Source organism: Paenibacillus plantarum (genome assembly GCF_013141695.1).
In the GTDB taxonomy this organism is placed as follows: domain Bacteria; phylum Bacillota; class Bacilli; order Paenibacillales; family NBRC-103111; genus Paenibacillus_E; species Paenibacillus_E plantarum.
Genome location: NZ_WHNY01000075.1, coordinates 619,910 through 635,649, shown reverse-complemented (window position 1 = coordinate 635,649; position 15,740 = coordinate 619,910). Strand labels below are relative to the sequence as shown.

Here is a 15,740-nt window from a genome sequence, read left to right as displayed (position 1 = left end):
CCCTCCGAAAGATAACAGATTACTTCTGTAATTTCAGCTCGTGAAACTTAGTCATCAAACCTGCTTTTGAGAACAGGCTGCGAACTGTATCGGACGGTTGAGCGCCAGTTTGAAGCCATTTAAGCGCTTTTTCCTCATCAAGAACCACAGCTGCTGGTTCAGCAATTGGATTATAAGTACCGATTTCTTCGATAAAACGACCATCACGCGGGGAACGGGAATCCGAAACCACGACACGGTAGAAAGGAGCTTTATGAGCGCCTACACGTTTAAGACGAATACGTACTGCCATTGAAAAATCACCTCCTACTTAGAATAAACACCATTATTTAAAAGGGAAATTTGAATCCCTTGCCTAACTTCTTCATGCCTTTGGCACCTTTCGGTCCCATCATACCCGAGAACTGCTTCATCATCTTACGCATATCATCGAATTGCTTAATGAAACGATTGACTTCTTGCACCGTGTTTCCGCTACCTGCTGCAATCCGTTTGCGACGATTTGCATTCAACAGCTCAGGCTTACGTTTCTCTTCAGTTGTCATCGACTTCACAATAGCTTCAACGCGAGCCATTTGCTTCTCGTCAACCTTCATATCTTTCATGCCTTTAATCTTGTTCGCACCAGGAAGCATATCAAGAATTTGGTCAAGTGGCCCCATTTTCTTCACTTGCTCCATCTGCTCAATGAAGTCCTCGAAGGTGAATTCCGCGTTGCGCATTTTGCGCTCCATCTCTTTCGCCTTATCCATATCGATACCAGCTTGCGCCTTCTCAATTAAGGAGAGCATATCGCCCATACCGAGAATTCTTGATGCCATACGGTCAGGATAAAATGGCTCTAAAGCATCCATTTTCTCGCCGCTGGCTACGAACTTAATCGGACAACCTGTTACCGCCTTGACGGATAACGCAGCACCACCGCGCGTATCTCCATCTAGTTTGGTTAACACAACACCAGATAATTCAAGCTGTTGATGGAAGCTCTCTGCAACATTGACTGCATCTTGCCCAGTCATCGCATCGACAACTAGCAAAATCTCATCTGGGCTCGTAGCTTCACGTACATTCTTCAACTCGTCCATAAGGTTTTCATCAATGTGCAAGCGACCTGCGGTATCGATAATCACATAGTCATTACCGTTATCCTTCGCATGTTGAAGACCCGCTTTGGCAATCTCAACAGGGTTCACTTTATCACCTAATGAGAAAACCGGAACCTTCAGTTGTTCACCCAGTACTTCCAACTGCTTAATCGCCGCGGGACGATAAATGTCACACGCAACAAGAAGCGGTCTGTGATTCTGTTTCAACAACATTTTAGCCAATTTACCTGAGGTCGTTGTTTTACCAGCCCCTTGCAAACCAGCCATCATAATAACCGTCGGCGGTCGATTCGAACGCGCTAGCTTACTTTGTGTACCACCCATAAGAGCTGTAAGTTCTTTGTTCACGATATCGATAACTACCATGCCCGGCGTGAAAGATTTCAGAACTTCTTGTCCGATCGCTTGCTCTTTCACCTTCGCAATAAAGTCTTTCACAACTTTAAAGTTAACGTCCGCTTCAAGCAGTGCCAATCGTACCTCGCGAAGCGCTTCGCCTACATCTTCTTCCGTCAGCTTACCTTTGCTTCTCAGCTTGCCGAACACATTCTGCAATCGGTTTGCTAATCCTTCAAATGCCATGCGCTTCACCTCCTGCTTCTAACTAAGGTTTCAATCCATCCCTACTATTGTATCAAAAAGCTCTGTCACTTTCCTCTTTAGCGATGGATCACAATCACTCAATCCAACTTCTAAATCTTGACGCAGCTTCATGCGTTGTTCGTGCTTATGTAACAGCTTTAACTTACTCTCATATTCCTGCAGTGTCAATTCCGCACGTTTGATATGCTCATAGACCGCTTGGCGGCTGATCGTGAAGTTCTCAGCAATCTCCCCGAGGGAGTAATCATCATGGAAGTACAGTTCAAGAAATGTTCGCTGTTTATCGGTCAACAATGCTTCATAGAAATCAAACAGCAGGTTAATGCGATTCGTTTTCTCCAACATAGGATCGACAGTCATAATCTACCTCCGTAAAGGTTGCACACTTGACACCAGCACAACAGAACCTATCATACTGAATTCCAAGATGATTGTCAAGCATTATACCTTGTCAGTATTTTCACCTATCCATTTACCAAAAAGCGCATGCACAAACTGCTCAGAATCGAACGCTTGAAGATCATCCATTTTCTCACCAAGCCCCACAAATTTAACCGGCAGAGAGAGTTCTTGACGGATCGCCACAACGATTCCGCCTTTCGCCGTTCCATCTAATTTGGACAAAACCAACCCCGTCAATCCTGTTTTATCACCGAATAGCTTAGCTTGGCTAAGTGCATTTTGACCAGTCGTAGCATCCAGAACAAGAATAACTTCATGAGGTGCATCAGGAACTTCGCGTTGGATCACACGATAAATCTTGTTAAGCTCCTCCATCAAATTCACTTTGTTCTGCAAACGCCCCGCCGTATCGCACAAAAGAATGTCCACACCGCGTGTTTTGGCAGCCTGTACAGCATCATACATAACCGCGGCAGGATCTGCGCCAGATTGTTGCTTAATGACATCAACACCAACGCGCTCGCCCCAAGTTTCAAGCTGCTCAATGGCACCGGCACGGAACGTATCACCAGCAGCCATCAACACTTTCTTCCCTTGCGATTTGAACATGTGAGCCATTTTGCCAATCGTCGTCGTCTTACCCACACCGTTAACGCCAACGAACAGGATTACTGTTAAGCCATTAGGATTGATGTTTAGCCCAGCATCTGCATCCCCTTTTAACAACTCAATCAGTTTTTCTGAAAGGATTGGTTGCAGTTCCGCGGGATCTTCAATTTTACGTTTCTTAACCTCAGCACGAAGCTCATCAATCAACTTCAGAACCGTATTCACGCCAACGTCTGCGCCAATTAGAATTTCTTCCAGTTCTTCATAGAAATCTTCATCAATCTTCTTACGTCGGCTAAATAAATCATCGACACGGTTTACGAACGCATCACGCGTTTTCGTTAAACCTTCCTTAAATTTATTGGTTACTGCCTCAGCCTTACCCGAAATACTTTCTTTCAATCGTTTAAAAAAACTCATAGTTCCTCCCATATCAACTCTTTAATTTCACCTTAAGAGGCTGTCATTGTCGCTTCCTCATCCTCTAAACGGACAGAAACAAGCTTCGAAACGCCGCCTTCTTGCATGGTGACACCATACAACACATCAGCTTCTTCCATCGTTCCTTTACGGTGTGTGACAACAATAAATTGCGTCATTTCCGAGAATTCTCGTAAATACTCGGCAAAACGAGATACGTTCGCCTCATCTAACGCGGCTTCTACCTCATCTAGTACGCAGAATGGCACTGGTTTTACACGAATAATGGAGAACAAGAGCGCAATCGCAGTCAAAGCACGTTCGCCACCAGATAGCAATTGTAGGTTTTGCAGCTTTTTGCCTGGCGGCTGAGCCACAATCTCAATGCCCGTGTCAAGCATATTCTCTGGTTCCGACAGAATTAAATCTGCGCGGCCGCCGCCGAACAACTTCGCAAACACGACTCCAAAATGGGAGCGAATCGCATCAAACGTCGTTTTAAAGCGTTTAGACATCTCTAGATCCATTTCACGAATAACCTGGTACAAGGTTGTTTTGGCTTCGATCAAATCATCCTTCTGGGAGCTCAAGAACTCGAAGCGTTCAGATACACGCGCGTATTCTTCAATTGCACCAAGGTTGACATCACCTAGTGAAGCTATTTCACGTTTGAGCTCACGTACTTTAGTCTGTGTACCCAGAATATCCTCAGGTACTGGGTAACGCATTTTCGCCAGCTCGTAGCTAAGTTCATATTCTTCCGCAAGCTTTTTGAGTAAGTTCTCAAGCTCCACATCAAGACGCGTCACGCGAACCTCTGTTTGATGGAGATTTTCTTCCACTTGTTTCAGTTGAATACGCTGCGTACGTGTCTCATTTTCGCCATGCTCAAGCTTCTGTAACCAGTCCATACGCTCAGCACGCTTGTATTCGATACTTTCAGAACATTGCTGCTTCTTAAGCTTCAAATCATTTAAGAGCTCAATTTGCAGAACCGTTTCTTGTTCAAGCGTTGCCATATCGCTTTCTAACTGAGTTAACAGGCCGCGATTGACTTCAATCTCACGCTCCACATCACTTAGATCCTGCTGTAAGCGCCTTTGTTGATCTTGAAGGGACTGCTTCTCTTGAGATGTTGACGCCACTTTCACTTTCAAATCCGTCAATTGGCTTTGCAGCTCTTCTTTTTCTGACTCACTAGCTTTACGTGAGCTTTCGGCATCACGAATTGCTTGTTGAAGAGAAGCTTCCTCCTCTTGAAGCTGTGCAAGGTTTGCTTCGCTTTCGACTTTTTTACGGCCAAAATCAGTTCGTTCACCCATTAGCGCGTTTCTGTCTTGGCTATCCAACGTCAGCTGCTCTTCAACTGTGCGGCTTTCAGATTCCAGCGGATTCAATTCCGCGCGAATTTGCTGCTCCGTAATTCGCTGCTGTTCACCCAATTGTCGAAGCTGTTCAACTTTCAGCATTTCATCGGTAATTTCTCGCTTCAACGAGCTGGATTGACTGCGTAGACCACTAAGCTGCCCCTCAGAAGTTGCGATCTCAGCATCCAGTTCTTCGATTTGACGTTGACGCCCCAACAAATTCGTCGATTTCTTCTGTAAGCTTCCGCCTGTCATGGAACCACCTGGGTTAACAACGTCTCCTTCGAGCGTCACGACACGGTAGCGGTACTGCGCTTTGGCAGCGATATGGTTGGCATCTTCTAAACTCTCAGCTACGACGACATTCCCTAATAGACTGGAGAATATATTCGTATACGTCGAATCGAAAGAAACGAGGTCAACCGCAATCCCAACAAAACCCTTCGAGGCTTTCAATGTCTGACTCTCATGATCAGATATCGAGCGTCCACGAATGACATTCATTGGCAAGAAAGTAGCTCGTCCCATTTGACGACGCTTCAAGAAGGCAATAGCTTCGCGACCATCTGCTTCTGTCTCCACGATAATATTTTGCAAAGCACCACCTAGGGCTGTTTCAATGGCAACTTCCACATTAGCAGGCACTTTGACAAGCTCGGCCACCGCACCGCGAATGCCGCGCAGATCTTTGCGCGTTTTCGCTTTAAGAACTTCCTTAACACCTTGTTGGAAACCATCGTAATCATTGGCCATTTCTTTCATGGTGTCGCGACGAGATATTAACGCATCGAGCTTTTGCTCCCATTTCCGCACCATTGTCTGGGCTTCATCCAGCAACCCTTGCTTACTCTTCAAGGCTTGGGTAAATTGAACATAGTCTTGCCTAGCTTTTTCTATGTCCCCTACTGTTTCTTGCAGTTTAGCAGATAGTTCCTGCTTGCGTCGTGTTATACTCTCACGCTGGTCCGCCCACTTCTGACGTTCCTCATCAAGTCTCTCCAATCGGCGCCCGATGCTTTCGATTTGCTGCTCGGCGTAGCGAATTTCATTGCGAGATTGTGCCATACGGTTGAGCGTTTCCAACAATTCACCCTTCAACTGATCTTCAGGCGATGAACTGATGCCTCCGCTTACCCCTTGTAAGCGCTGCTCCTCCGCTGTCAGTTTGGCTTGGAATTCGAACAACTGCGCACCGATGTGAATGATTTTATCACGTTGCTCGCTCAAATCTGCTTCTTTATCTAACTTGCGCTGCTCTTGCATGGCGATTGTGGTGCTGAGTTGCTGATGATTCGTCACATAGTTCTTCTTTCGTTCCTTGAGAACCTCACCATGACCCTCACACTTCTCAAATTCTTCGCTCAGACCTAGCAAACTTTCTTGCAGCTTTTCTAGTTCTTCTTCTAGTCTACGCGTTTCCCAGCGATGCTTCTCTAAATGTGCATCATGCTGGCTCACAATCGTAGAGAGCTCCGTTTGCTCTTTCGTTAACTTTGCCAGCAGCTGTGTAGCATCATTCCAAGCGACATAGATCTGATCGATCTGATGGACATACATGGAGATCTCACTGCTCTTGAGCGTTTCTTTCAATTCTTTAAAACGAATCGCTTTCTCCGCCTGATCACGAAGTGGCTCAACTTGATCCTCGAGCTCTGAAACTAAATCATGAATCCGCAGCAAATTCTGCTCGGTATCGTTTAATTTCTTCTCCGCTTCGCGCTTACGTGATTTATATTTAACAATCCCCGAAGCTTCTTCAAAGATGCCTCGACGATCTTCGGATTTCGTACTCAAAATTTCTTCAATTCGCCCTTGTCCAATAATGGAATACGCTTCTTTCCCGATACCGGTGTCCATGAACAACTCCGTGATATCTTTCAAGCGACAAGGTTGTTTATTGATCAAATATTCACTATCGCCATTGCGATGTACTCTACGCGTCACTGTCACTTCGTTAAAGTCGAGCGGAAGCGATTGCGAAGAATTATCCAGTGTGAGCGAGACTTCCCCATAATTCACTGCACGACGTGCATCACTGCCAGCGAAAATGACATCTTCCATTTTACCGCCACGCAAAGATTTCGCACTCTGTTCTCCTAACACCCAACGGATCCCGTCCGAGATATTACTCTTCCCACTCCCGTTAGGACCTACAACCGCGGTTATGCCTCGTACAAATTCGAGTTCCGTCCGATCCGCGAATGATTTAAATCCGGATAATTCGATCCGTTTCAAAAACATGGTCTCACCTCAAAAAGTATTGTAACATATCACCTATCAAAATAAGAGAAAAAAACAAAAAAGGCAGCAGCTGCCGCCTCTTCTGGTTATTCCACTATCGTAGTACGGTTACGTTTAATTTGGACAGTGCACCAGCAGCAGCCTGCTGTTCCGCCTCTTTCTTAGAACGACCTGCACCGGTTCCCAGAAGCTCGCTATCCATGTGCACTTCTGCAACGAACTCGCGCTCATGTGCTGGCCCACGTTCATTCACAATCCGGTATTCCAAGGAACCCATATTATGATGTTGGGTATGCTCTTGTAATTGTGTCTTGTAATCAATCACAAGCAGCTTGCCCTCACTGGAGATTTTGGCGAATACATGCTTCTGTAGAAACGCCTTTACCGTATCCAATCCTTGGTCTAGATATAAAGCGCCAACAAAGGATTCAAACACATCTGCCAACAAAGCTGGCCGAGAGCGTCCTCCCGTCAGCTCTTCTCCTTTGCCTAATAAGACAAAAGATCCAAAATCCAAATCTTCGGCAAATGTTACGAGCGACGGCTCGCAGACAATGGATGCCCTCAGCTTCGTTAATTCACCTTCTGAACGCCCAGGATAAGATTCATATAAAAATTCCGAAACTGTTAATTCGAGTACGGCATCTCCAAGAAACTCAAGCCGTTCATTGTCTTTATGTCCAGCAATGCGATGTTCATTCACATAAGAAGAATGTGTGAAAGCTTGTTTCAACAGCTCCATTTTGCGGAAAGAAACACCTAACTGCTTCTGTAAATCTTTAATTTCACGGTTCACGTCGTACTTCACCACCCGGAGAGAATGATATTCCGTTATCTTTCGTCACTGGCATGGTAATTATGCTTGAAATTTTTTCATGATGATCGTGGCATTATGACCGCCGAAACCGAAGGAGTTCGACATCGCAATATCTACGTTCGCTTCACGTGCTTTGTTTGGTACATAATCCAAATCACACTCTGGATCTTGATTATCCAAGTTGATTGTAGGTGCGATAAGCTTATTAGCGATTGTTAATCCGCAAATGACAGCTTCCACACCGCCCGCAGCGCCAAGTAAATGACCTGTCATGGATTTCGTCGAGCTAACAGCAACCTTATAAGCATGATCACCTAGTGCTTTCTTAATGGCAATCGTTTCTGATTTATCACCAACAGGCGTTGATGTGCCGTGTGCATTAATGTAAGAAATCGCATCAGGCGTAATCCCTGCATCCTTGATCGCTTTCACCATACAACGCGCAGCGCCATCTGGGTCTGGATCTGTCATATGATAAGCGTCACCGCTCATGCCGTAGCCGATAACTTCTGCATAGATACGTGCGCCACGCTTCTGAGCATGCTCTAATGACTCCAGAATGAGTACACCAGCGCCTTCACCCATAACAAAGCCATCGCGACCTGTATCGAAAGGACGACTTGCCAAATGCGGCTCTTCATTGCGCGTTGACATCGCACGCAGTGCGCAGAAACCTGCTACACCAATCGGCGTAATCGTTGCTTCAGCACCACCACAAATCATCACATCTGCATCGCCACGTTGAATCATTTTGAAAGAATCACCAATGGAGTGCGTGCCTGTTGCGCAAGCCGTTACAGCTGTGGAGTTCGGCCCTTTCGCTCCCGTGACCATCGATACATGACCAGATGCCATGTTCGCAATCATCATCGGGATAAAGAAAGGAGAAACACGTTTAGGACCCTTTTCTAACAAAATGCGATGCTGCTCTTCCCATGTATTCAAACCGCCAATGCCTGATCCAACTGAAACGCCTACGCGCTCCGGATCTGTATCTTCCTTCACATTCAAATTCGCATCCTTGAGTGCATTTAAAGCGCCTGCAACTGCGAATTGAACGAAACGGTCCATCCGGCGAGATTCTTTGCGATCCACATAGTTCTCAATATTGAAGTCTTTAATTTCAGCCGCTATCTGTGTTGGGTATTCGCTTACATCAAAATTCTCAATCAAACCTACTCCAGATTTACCCGAAGAAAGGTTTCCCCAGAATGTTTCTAAATCTTGACCAAGGGCAGTAACTACGCCCATACCTGTAATTACAACTCTGTTCATTTGTACCACCTTCTATGTAGTCATTCATATTTTTTATTAGTGAGAAAGGAGAGAAGTCCCGTCTTTATTAGAAACGGGACTCTGTAGACTATTACGTATGAGATTTTATGTAATTCGTAACTTCTCCTACTGTCGTAATCTTCTCAGCATCTTCATCTGAAATTTCTAAATCGAACTCATCTTCTAATTCCATTACTAATTCAACTACATCGAGAGAATCAGCACCTAGGTCTTCTTTGAAAGATGCTTCGAGGGTGACTTCAGCTTCATCAACCCCTAGACGATCGACTACAATTCGTTTAACACGATCCAATACGTCGGACATCCGGTTCACCTCCTCATTTGGTATTATACGAGAATCTTTGACAGATTGCCAGTAGACAATTTTGAGATTCTCATTTTACAGAAACTTACATGTACATTCCACCATCTACATGGAGCGTTTGCCCTGTCATGTATGAGGCATCGTCAGAAGCTAAGAAGCGAACTACCTTCGCAATTTCCTCTGGCTGCCCAAGGCGTTCCAGCGGGATTTGCTTCAGCATTTGTTCACGCATCTCAGCAGACAATTTGTCTGTCATATCGGTTTCAATAAAGCCTGGCGCAACGGCGTTCACGGTAATGCCACGCGAGGATAGCTCTCTCGCTGTAGCTTTCGTTAGTCCGATTACACCTGCTTTTGCTGCTACATAATTGGCTTGACCGGGGTTACCGAGCACACCAACTACAGAAGATATATTGATAATTCGACCGAAGCGCTGCTTCATCATCGGACGTGTAACGGCTTTGACACAGTTGAACACGCCTTTGAGATTGGTAGCGATCACTTGATCGAATTCTTCTTCTTTCATTCGCATGATTAAATTGTCTCTTGTTATGCCCGCATTATTCACGAGAATATCAATTTTACCAAAAACTTCTAACGTTTGCTTCACAAGATCGTCAGATTCTTGATAGCTGCTCACGTCTGCGCGCAATTTAATTGCTTTGCGGCCCATCGCTTCAATCGCAGCTACAACCTCACCAGCAGCGGCTTCACTACCTGCGTAGTTAACCACTACATCGGCCCCATGCTCGGCCAAGTGCAAAGCAATTGCCCGCCCAATGCCACGTGAAGCTCCTGTGACTAGCGCCACTTTACCCGTTAACATGATTGAGCACCTCCTGCTTGTACTTGTCCAGCGCTTCCAAGCTGCCGATCGACACGGTTTTCACCGTTTTGTCGACTTTCTTGATCAAGCCGGCAAGTACCGTTCCCGAGCCAAGCTCGATGAACGTATCTACGCCTTCGCTGATCAGGTACGAGATCGTGTCTTCCCAAAGTACAGGGGAATACACCTGTTCCACCAGCAAGCCGCGAATTTCGCTCGGCTGGGTCACAGGACGAGCCGTTACGTTAGCGACAACGGGCACGGCTGCATCCTTCATCTCGATGGACGCGAGCACCTCTGCGAGGCGCTCCGAGGCTGGCTTCATGAGGGACGAGTGAAACGGCCCGCTCACTTCAAGCGGGATGGCACGCTTCGCGCCAGCTTCCTTGCAGCGCTCAACAACCGCTGCAACGCCTTCCTTACTGCCCGAGACGACAATCTGTCCCGGGCAGTTCACATTGGCGAGCTCCACGACGGAGCCGCCGCTGGTGATTGCCGTGCAAAGCTCCGTCAGCGCTCCGCGCTCGGCTCCCAGCACGGCTGCCATGGCACCCAGGCCGCCAGGGACGGCCTGTTCCATGAACTCGCCGCGGGCCCGCACCGTGCGGACCGCGTCTTCGAACGCGAGCACGCCGGCTGCGACGAGCGCGCTGTACTCACCTAGACTATGCCCTGCAACATAGTCCGGTGTGATGCCAGCAGCCTTGAACGCTTCCAGACAAGCGATGCTTGTCGTGAGCAGCGCGGGCTGCGTGTGGTACGTGATCTTCAGTTGGTCCTCTGGACCTTGGAAGATCAGATCAGACAAAGAAAAACCTAGCGCTTCATTCGCGCGGTCGAAATAGTCCTTGGCAGCTGGCAACGCGCCATATAGGTCAGCTCCCATACCAACGGATTGAGAGCCTTGGCCCGGAAATACAAATGCTATTTTACCCATACGAGAAAAGGATCCCCTTCCACGATATAATCAGTCATTTTTACGTCATAAATAAGTTCATCAAACTAATTACCAAACTAATGCTGTCGCACCCCAAGTGAGTCCGCCGCCAAATCCAACTAAGATAAGTCGATCACCTTCGTTTAATCTGCCTTGCTCGGAAGCTTCTGCTAAGGCAACTGGAATGGAAGCAGCTGACATATTGCCGTACTTGTCCAAGTTAATCATACATTTGTCTTCCGATAATTCCAAGCGATTCAGTGAGGATTGAATAATTCTCATATTGGCTTGGTGAGGTACAAGCAGATCAATATCCGTTTTCTCCCAACCCGCTTTACGAAGAGCTTCATCCGCAGCATTCCCCATAATGCGAACAGCAAACTTAAATACCTCAGCGCCCGCCATATAGATATAGTGCAAACGTTGGTCAAGAGAGTTCTGCGAAGCAGGATTACGAGAACCGCCGCCTTCAATTTTCAGAAGAGGACCTCCGGTACCGTCAGCGCCTAATTCAAAGGATTTGAAGCCTCTTTCTTCCGGCACTTCGCCAATCACAACTGCGCCCGCTCCATCTCCAAATAAAATGCAGGTATTGCGGTCCGTGTAATCGGTAATTTTGGACAAACAATCTGCGCCAATGACAAGCGCGTATTTATATGTACCTGTCGCGATGAAATTAGTGGCATTCGCTAATCCATAGACGAAACCTGAACAAGCTGCTGATAAGTCAAACGCCGCTGCTTTCTTCGCTCCCAGTTTCTCTTGAAGAATACATGCTGTTGAAGGGAATGACATATCCGGTGTAATCGTTGCTACGATAATCAAATCCAGTTGATCTGCTGTAATCCCTGCATTCGACAGCGCTACTTTGGAAGCTTCAAAGCAGAGATCAGACGTAGCTTGTCCTTCTGCTGCGATTCTTCTCTCACGGATGCCTGTTCGGGACACGATCCACTCATCATTCGTTTCCACCATGGTCTCTAGTTCTTGATTCGTTAAAATGCGTTCTGGTACATATTTACCCGTTCCGAGTACCCCAACCGGTATTAAGTTCATGTTGTTATATCTCGCTTCCCGCGGCTAATTTCGGCAGATATGGTGCCAACCAAATCATTTTGTAACGCGATTCTTGCTTGACGTACGGCATTCTTAATAGCATTTGCATCGGATGAACCGTGACTTTTGAGAACTAGTCCATCAATACCTAGAAAAGGTGCAGCTCCATGTTCATTATAATCCAACTTCTTGCGGAATTGCGTCAACCCAGGCTTCAACACGGCTGCTGCAAGCTTGGTGAATATGGATTTCGTAAATTCCTGCTTTAAAGCTGAGAAAATGGTGGACGCAGCGCCCTCCAATGTTTTCAACATAATATTTCCAGCAAAGCCATCGCAAACAATAACGTCACATTGCGCGCGCAGCACCTGCGAGGACTCTACATTACCCACAAAATGAATCGGAGCTTGTTCCAATAAAGGATATGCTGCTTTGGTTAATTCATTCCCTTTGGTCGATTCCGTCCCTACATTCAACAAGCCTACGCGAGGTTTGTCAACACCATGTACTTTGGAACGATAAATGCTGCCCATAATCGCATATTGGATCAATTGCTCTGGGGTTGCATCCATATTCGCTCCCAAATCCAAGGCAAGCACGCCATGACCGTCCATCGTCGGGATCATTGGCGCTAATGCTGGACGTTCAATGCCAGGAATTCTTCCTACAACAAGCAATCCAGTCGTCATTAATGCGCCAGTATTACCTGCAGAAATCATAGCTTCTGCTTCTTTCTCTCGAACTAGTCTTCCTGCCACAACCATGGAAGCGTCTTTCTTCCGACGAACCGCTTTAACCGGCTCATCCTCGGCTTCAATGACTTCTTCCGCGTGACGAATCGTTAGGTTATCCGGCCTCTCTGTGAGGTGAGCTTCTATCGTTGCGCTGTTGCCGACTAGAATGATATGTACGTCCTTCCACTCTTTCGCCGCTGCGAGAGCACCCTCAACTACGATCTTAGGCGCATGATCTCCGCCCATTGCATCAATCGCGATCCGCATGGAGCTTGTCCTCCCTATCTAGATGTTGCTCTTTCTTCGAATGAAAGATGACAAAGTTGCCTCGAAACACCGTCTCTTCGCCCACGTAAGTGAACACCTCCACACGTGCTTTCCCTTTGGAAACAGATCGCACATAGGCTTTGGCGACACACTTCTCTCCCAGCTTTACTGACCGAACAAATCGAATATCAGCCGAAGCTGTTAATGCAATCGGATCGTCGATGACAGCAACAGCCAACGAGTTGGCTTGTGAGAAAATGTGATGTCCTCTGGCAATTTTGGTTCTGGAAAAAATATGGTCTTCTTTAATTTCAAAAATCGAAATACCGCTCTGATCCAACTGTAAGTCAATGACTTCTCCAATAACTTCATCAATTGGAAGTGAACGTACAGGATCATACGTCTTGACGGCCATATGCTTCATACGTTCCCGCAATTCAGGAATACCGAGCTCTAATCGATCCAAGCGGACAGTTTGGATACTAACCCCAAACGTTCGCATCAATTCCTCATCCGTCATAAATGGGTTCGCTTCAATGGCCTGCAGCAATTGCTGCTGCCTTTGTCGTTTAGGAAGGCGTTCGATGGTAAGCACCACCTTATCTCGTGAGATCTCATCTTATTACCAGATACTAAACTGTAGTATATTAAATTTACAACCAAAAAGAAAGCAAAAAAAATAGCACCTCACCTAGGATGAAGTACTATGTCCAATCTTATGCTTTTACGATCTCTCTGCTTTTGTAAGTTCCGCAAGACTTGCACACGTGGTGTGCTAGCTTCAGTTCTGCACATTGGTCACATTTCACCATGCCTGGAACTTCCAATTTAAAGTGAGTACGGCGCTTGTCGCGACGAGTTTTGGACGTTCTTCTTTGAGGTACTGCCATATTCAAAACACCTCCTTATACGAATTTCGGCGTTGCCTTATTCTTTGTTAAAAAAGTCCGCGAGACCTGCAAGTCTAGGATCAATCTTATCCTGCTTACAGCCGCAATCACGTTGATTGCGATTTTCTCCGCACACGGGACACAGACCTTTGCACGCTTCGTCACAAAGTGGTATGTACGGTAAACCGACCACTACATTCTCTACAACGTAAGGCTCCAAATCTACTTTATCCCCAACCACCAGATGAATATCCTCGTCTAGCTCTGGATCTTCTTCTTCCGGCTTTTGCATGAAAACTTCCTTGAATGGAAGCTTAATAGTTTGGTTAGTGTGCGTTAAGCATCGGGAACAGCTTAACTCCAAGTCTAGCGTTAACGAACCGTTAACTTTAACTACTCCTTCTTCATACTTTGCATGAAGATTCGCATGAACAGTTCCATGGCTAAGAATGTCTTGACGACCCTCGAAAGGCTCCGTCAAATTCATAACTTCGCTCATAGGTACCGATTGCCCTTGCAGAGATAGCTCTCTAAAACGAATTTGCATGATATCACCCCAAACAAACAAAGATTATTATATCCATTATGCATACCTTTTGTCAATTTAAATAATATTATTTGAGCTAGATATGACTTATTTCGGAGGCAAAGCTGCTAGATATTTCAAGGCATCTTCCATCGTGCCAATCTCGACGATTTTCATCTTCGTCTTGATTTGCTTTGCTCTTTTGACCGCATCCGCATAATTCTCGATCTTGGTCCCGTCTTTGTAGGTCATATTTTTGGGTGCAAAGAAAATTTCTGCCTTTTCCCGATCCGCAGCAATAATCTTATGTTGAATACCGCCAATCGGTCCTACGGTGCCATCTGCTTCAATTGTTCCCGTTCCTGCAATGCGATACCCCTTCGTAATATCCTCAGGTACAAGCTGATTGAATATCTCTAATGAAAACATGAGGCCAGCTGACGGCCCCCCAATATCTCCGGCTTTAATTGACACCTGCTGATCCTCCAGATCGGCCTTTACCGATTGCATTCCCGCTGGAACGACACCAATCCCTGCCCGCTGTACCTTTTCTCCCTCTTGTAGCGGCAACGCACCCAACGTCAGCGTCGTCTGCATTTCCGTTTTCTTCCTAGCATACGTAATGGAGATGGTGTCTCCTGCTTTTTTGCCCGCGAGAGAGTCTAGTAGATCCTGCGCTACTTTCACCTCTTTGTCCCCTGCCTTCAAAAGCACATCACCTGGTTTCAGTACCTTCTCACCCGATAAACCTGGGACTGTTTGAAGGACCATTACACCCTCATGATCAATATGAAAAGGGATCTTGGCCTCTCTATAAGCTGCTTGAATCGCACTAGCCTGTGAGGTTAACATGACGTATTCCTGGCGCTGTGAATACTCTTGCTCGGACTCTCCTTGCTTGAGTACAGACGTTTTGGGCTGGATTTCTTCATACGGATGAATGAGTCCTACCAAATAGTTCACCACATTAGCATCCGCTACGCGAACGGTCGTTAGCATAAGCTGCCCTTTTTCCGGGCCAGTGCTTTTGGATATCGACACCATCGGCTTGATTTCTTCTGCAGTCCCCGGCATAAAAACAAAGTAAGGCAAACGCACAAAAAACAGCAAATATACAATAATGATCCCTACGAGCGCAGAAACTAGGTAACGTCTTGTCGCCGAGCTTCTCGGATATCGATATGAATCATTCGACCACGAACGAATCGTGCTCTCTTCTTCCTTATCCATACAGGTTCCCCTTTCCTGTTGCTTTCACTTGTTGTTTGGCCTACCTATTCTCGATGAAAGCTTGGTCTAATCGCTTGCCTACTTGCGTACAATGAAGCATGTTCGATGG

General features: G+C 46.3%; 16 protein-coding genes. All 16 read right to left on the bottom strand.

The features are described 5' to 3' along the window. Positions 1-19: 19 nt before the first annotated feature. The gene (gene rpsP, locus GC096_RS31045; RefSeq protein ID WP_028558245.1) at positions 20-292 is read right to left on the bottom strand and encodes a 30S ribosomal protein S16; all 273 of its coding nucleotides are present in this window, start codon (positions 290-292) and stop codon (positions 20-22) included. Positions 293-329: 37 nt separating this feature from the next. Next, on the bottom strand, positions 330-1,688 hold the full coding sequence (gene ffh, locus GC096_RS31040; RefSeq protein WP_171635759.1) for a signal recognition particle protein: 1,359 nt from the start codon (positions 1,686-1,688) through the stop codon (positions 330-332). Between the two features lie 30 nt (positions 1,689-1,718). Then, positions 1,719-2,069, bottom strand: a complete 351-nt coding sequence (locus GC096_RS31035; protein ID WP_171635757.1) for a putative DNA-binding protein — start codon at positions 2,067-2,069, stop codon at positions 1,719-1,721. A gap of 81 nt (positions 2,070-2,150) precedes the next feature. Further along, the gene (gene ftsY, locus GC096_RS31030) at positions 2,151-3,140 is read right to left on the bottom strand and encodes a signal recognition particle-docking protein FtsY (protein ID WP_057315728.1); all 990 of its coding nucleotides are present in this window, start codon (positions 3,138-3,140) and stop codon (positions 2,151-2,153) included. A 32-nt stretch (positions 3,141-3,172) separates the two neighbouring features. Further along, a complete protein-coding gene (gene smc / locus GC096_RS31025) occupies positions 3,173-6,748 on the bottom strand; it encodes a chromosome segregation protein SMC (RefSeq protein WP_171635756.1) in 3,576 nt (1,191 codons plus the stop codon). 94 nt (positions 6,749-6,842) lie between these two features. Next, complete coding sequence (gene rnc / locus GC096_RS31020; protein WP_171635754.1) at positions 6,843-7,544, bottom strand: ribonuclease III; 702 nt, start codon at positions 7,542-7,544, stop codon at positions 6,843-6,845. Positions 7,545-7,604: 60 nt separating this feature from the next. Further along, entirely contained in the window at positions 7,605-8,840 is a 1,236-nt protein-coding gene (fabF, locus tag GC096_RS31015) for a beta-ketoacyl-ACP synthase II (protein ID WP_171635752.1), read from the bottom strand. A gap of 91 nt (positions 8,841-8,931) precedes the next feature. Continuing rightward, complete coding sequence (gene acpP / locus GC096_RS31010) at positions 8,932-9,165, bottom strand: acyl carrier protein (RefSeq protein WP_028558238.1); 234 nt, start codon at positions 9,163-9,165, stop codon at positions 8,932-8,934. A gap of 85 nt (positions 9,166-9,250) precedes the next feature. After that, positions 9,251-9,991: a 3-oxoacyl-[acyl-carrier-protein] reductase gene (gene fabG / locus GC096_RS31005; RefSeq protein WP_171635750.1), complete on the bottom strand. Its 741-nt coding sequence runs from the start codon at positions 9,989-9,991 to the stop codon at positions 9,251-9,253. Beyond that, the gene (gene fabD, locus GC096_RS31000; protein ID WP_171635748.1) at positions 9,978-10,928 is read right to left on the bottom strand and encodes an ACP S-malonyltransferase; all 951 of its coding nucleotides are present in this window, start codon (positions 10,926-10,928) and stop codon (positions 9,978-9,980) included. The genes fabG and fabD overlap by 14 nt, the downstream gene beginning before the upstream one ends. Before the next feature lie 69 nt (positions 10,929-10,997). Continuing rightward, positions 10,998-11,984 carry a beta-ketoacyl-ACP synthase III gene (locus tag GC096_RS30995; RefSeq protein WP_056624827.1) on the bottom strand — a complete coding sequence of 329 codons (987 nt, stop codon included), beginning with the start codon at positions 11,982-11,984 and terminating at the stop codon, positions 10,998-11,000. Beyond that, complete coding sequence (plsX, locus tag GC096_RS30990) at positions 11,981-12,985, bottom strand: phosphate acyltransferase PlsX (RefSeq protein WP_171635746.1); 1,005 nt, start codon at positions 12,983-12,985, stop codon at positions 11,981-11,983. Before plsX ends, GC096_RS30995 begins: the two co-directional genes overlap by 4 nt. Continuing rightward, positions 12,969-13,583, bottom strand: a complete 615-nt coding sequence (gene fapR / locus GC096_RS30985) for a transcription factor FapR (protein WP_164483581.1) — start codon at positions 13,581-13,583, stop codon at positions 12,969-12,971. Before fapR ends, plsX begins: the two co-directional genes overlap by 17 nt. A 118-nt stretch (positions 13,584-13,701) precedes the next feature. Further along, on the bottom strand, positions 13,702-13,875 hold the full coding sequence (rpmF, locus tag GC096_RS30980) for a 50S ribosomal protein L32 (protein WP_068668809.1): 174 nt from the start codon (positions 13,873-13,875) through the stop codon (positions 13,702-13,704). Positions 13,876-13,912: 37 nt separating this feature from the next. Beyond that, complete coding sequence (locus tag GC096_RS30975) at positions 13,913-14,422, bottom strand: YceD family protein (protein WP_171635744.1); 510 nt, start codon at positions 14,420-14,422, stop codon at positions 13,913-13,915. Between the two features lie 87 nt (positions 14,423-14,509). Next, entirely contained in the window at positions 14,510-15,631 is a 1,122-nt protein-coding gene (locus GC096_RS30970; protein WP_171635743.1) for a SepM family pheromone-processing serine protease, read from the bottom strand. Positions 15,632-15,740: the final 109 nt, after the last annotated feature.

What these genes read in the sequence shown, in the direction of transcription:
- rpmF (WP_068668809.1), bottom strand. Translation starts at nt 13,875, where the DNA reads ATGGCAGTACCTCAAAGAAGAACGTCCAAAACTCGTCGCGACAAGCGC.
- acpP (WP_028558238.1), bottom strand. Translation starts at nt 9,165, where the DNA reads ATGTCCGACGTATTGGATCGTGTTAAACGAATTGTAGTCGATCGTCTA.
- fabG (WP_171635750.1), bottom strand. Translation starts at nt 9,991, where the DNA reads ATGTTAACGGGTAAAGTGGCGCTAGTCACAGGAGCTTCACGTGGCATT.
- GC096_RS30970 (WP_171635743.1), bottom strand. Translation starts at nt 15,631, where the DNA reads ATGGATAAGGAAGAAGAGAGCACGATTCGTTCGTGGTCGAATGATTCA.
- rpsP (WP_028558245.1), bottom strand. Translation starts at nt 292, where the DNA reads ATGGCAGTACGTATTCGTCTTAAACGTGTAGGCGCTCATAAAGCTCCT.
- GC096_RS30975 (WP_171635744.1), bottom strand. Translation starts at nt 14,422, where the DNA reads ATGCAAATTCGTTTTAGAGAGCTATCTCTGCAAGGGCAATCGGTACCT.
- GC096_RS31035 (WP_171635757.1), bottom strand. Translation starts at nt 2,069, where the DNA reads ATGACTGTCGATCCTATGTTGGAGAAAACGAATCGCATTAACCTGCTG.
- ffh (WP_171635759.1), bottom strand. Translation starts at nt 1,688, where the DNA reads ATGGCATTTGAAGGATTAGCAAACCGATTGCAGAATGTGTTCGGCAAG.
- smc (WP_171635756.1), bottom strand. Translation starts at nt 6,748, where the DNA reads ATGTTTTTGAAACGGATCGAATTATCCGGATTTAAATCATTCGCGGAT.
- ftsY (WP_057315728.1), bottom strand. Translation starts at nt 3,140, where the DNA reads ATGAGTTTTTTTAAACGATTGAAAGAAAGTATTTCGGGTAAGGCTGAG.
- plsX (WP_171635746.1), bottom strand. Translation starts at nt 12,985, where the DNA reads ATGCGGATCGCGATTGATGCAATGGGCGGAGATCATGCGCCTAAGATC.
- GC096_RS30995 (WP_056624827.1), bottom strand. Translation starts at nt 11,984, where the DNA reads ATGAACTTAATACCGGTTGGGGTACTCGGAACGGGTAAATATGTACCA.
- fabF (WP_171635752.1), bottom strand. Translation starts at nt 8,840, where the DNA reads ATGAACAGAGTTGTAATTACAGGTATGGGCGTAGTTACTGCCCTTGGT.
- fabD (WP_171635748.1), bottom strand. Translation starts at nt 10,928, where the DNA reads ATGGGTAAAATAGCATTTGTATTTCCGGGCCAAGGCTCTCAATCCGTT.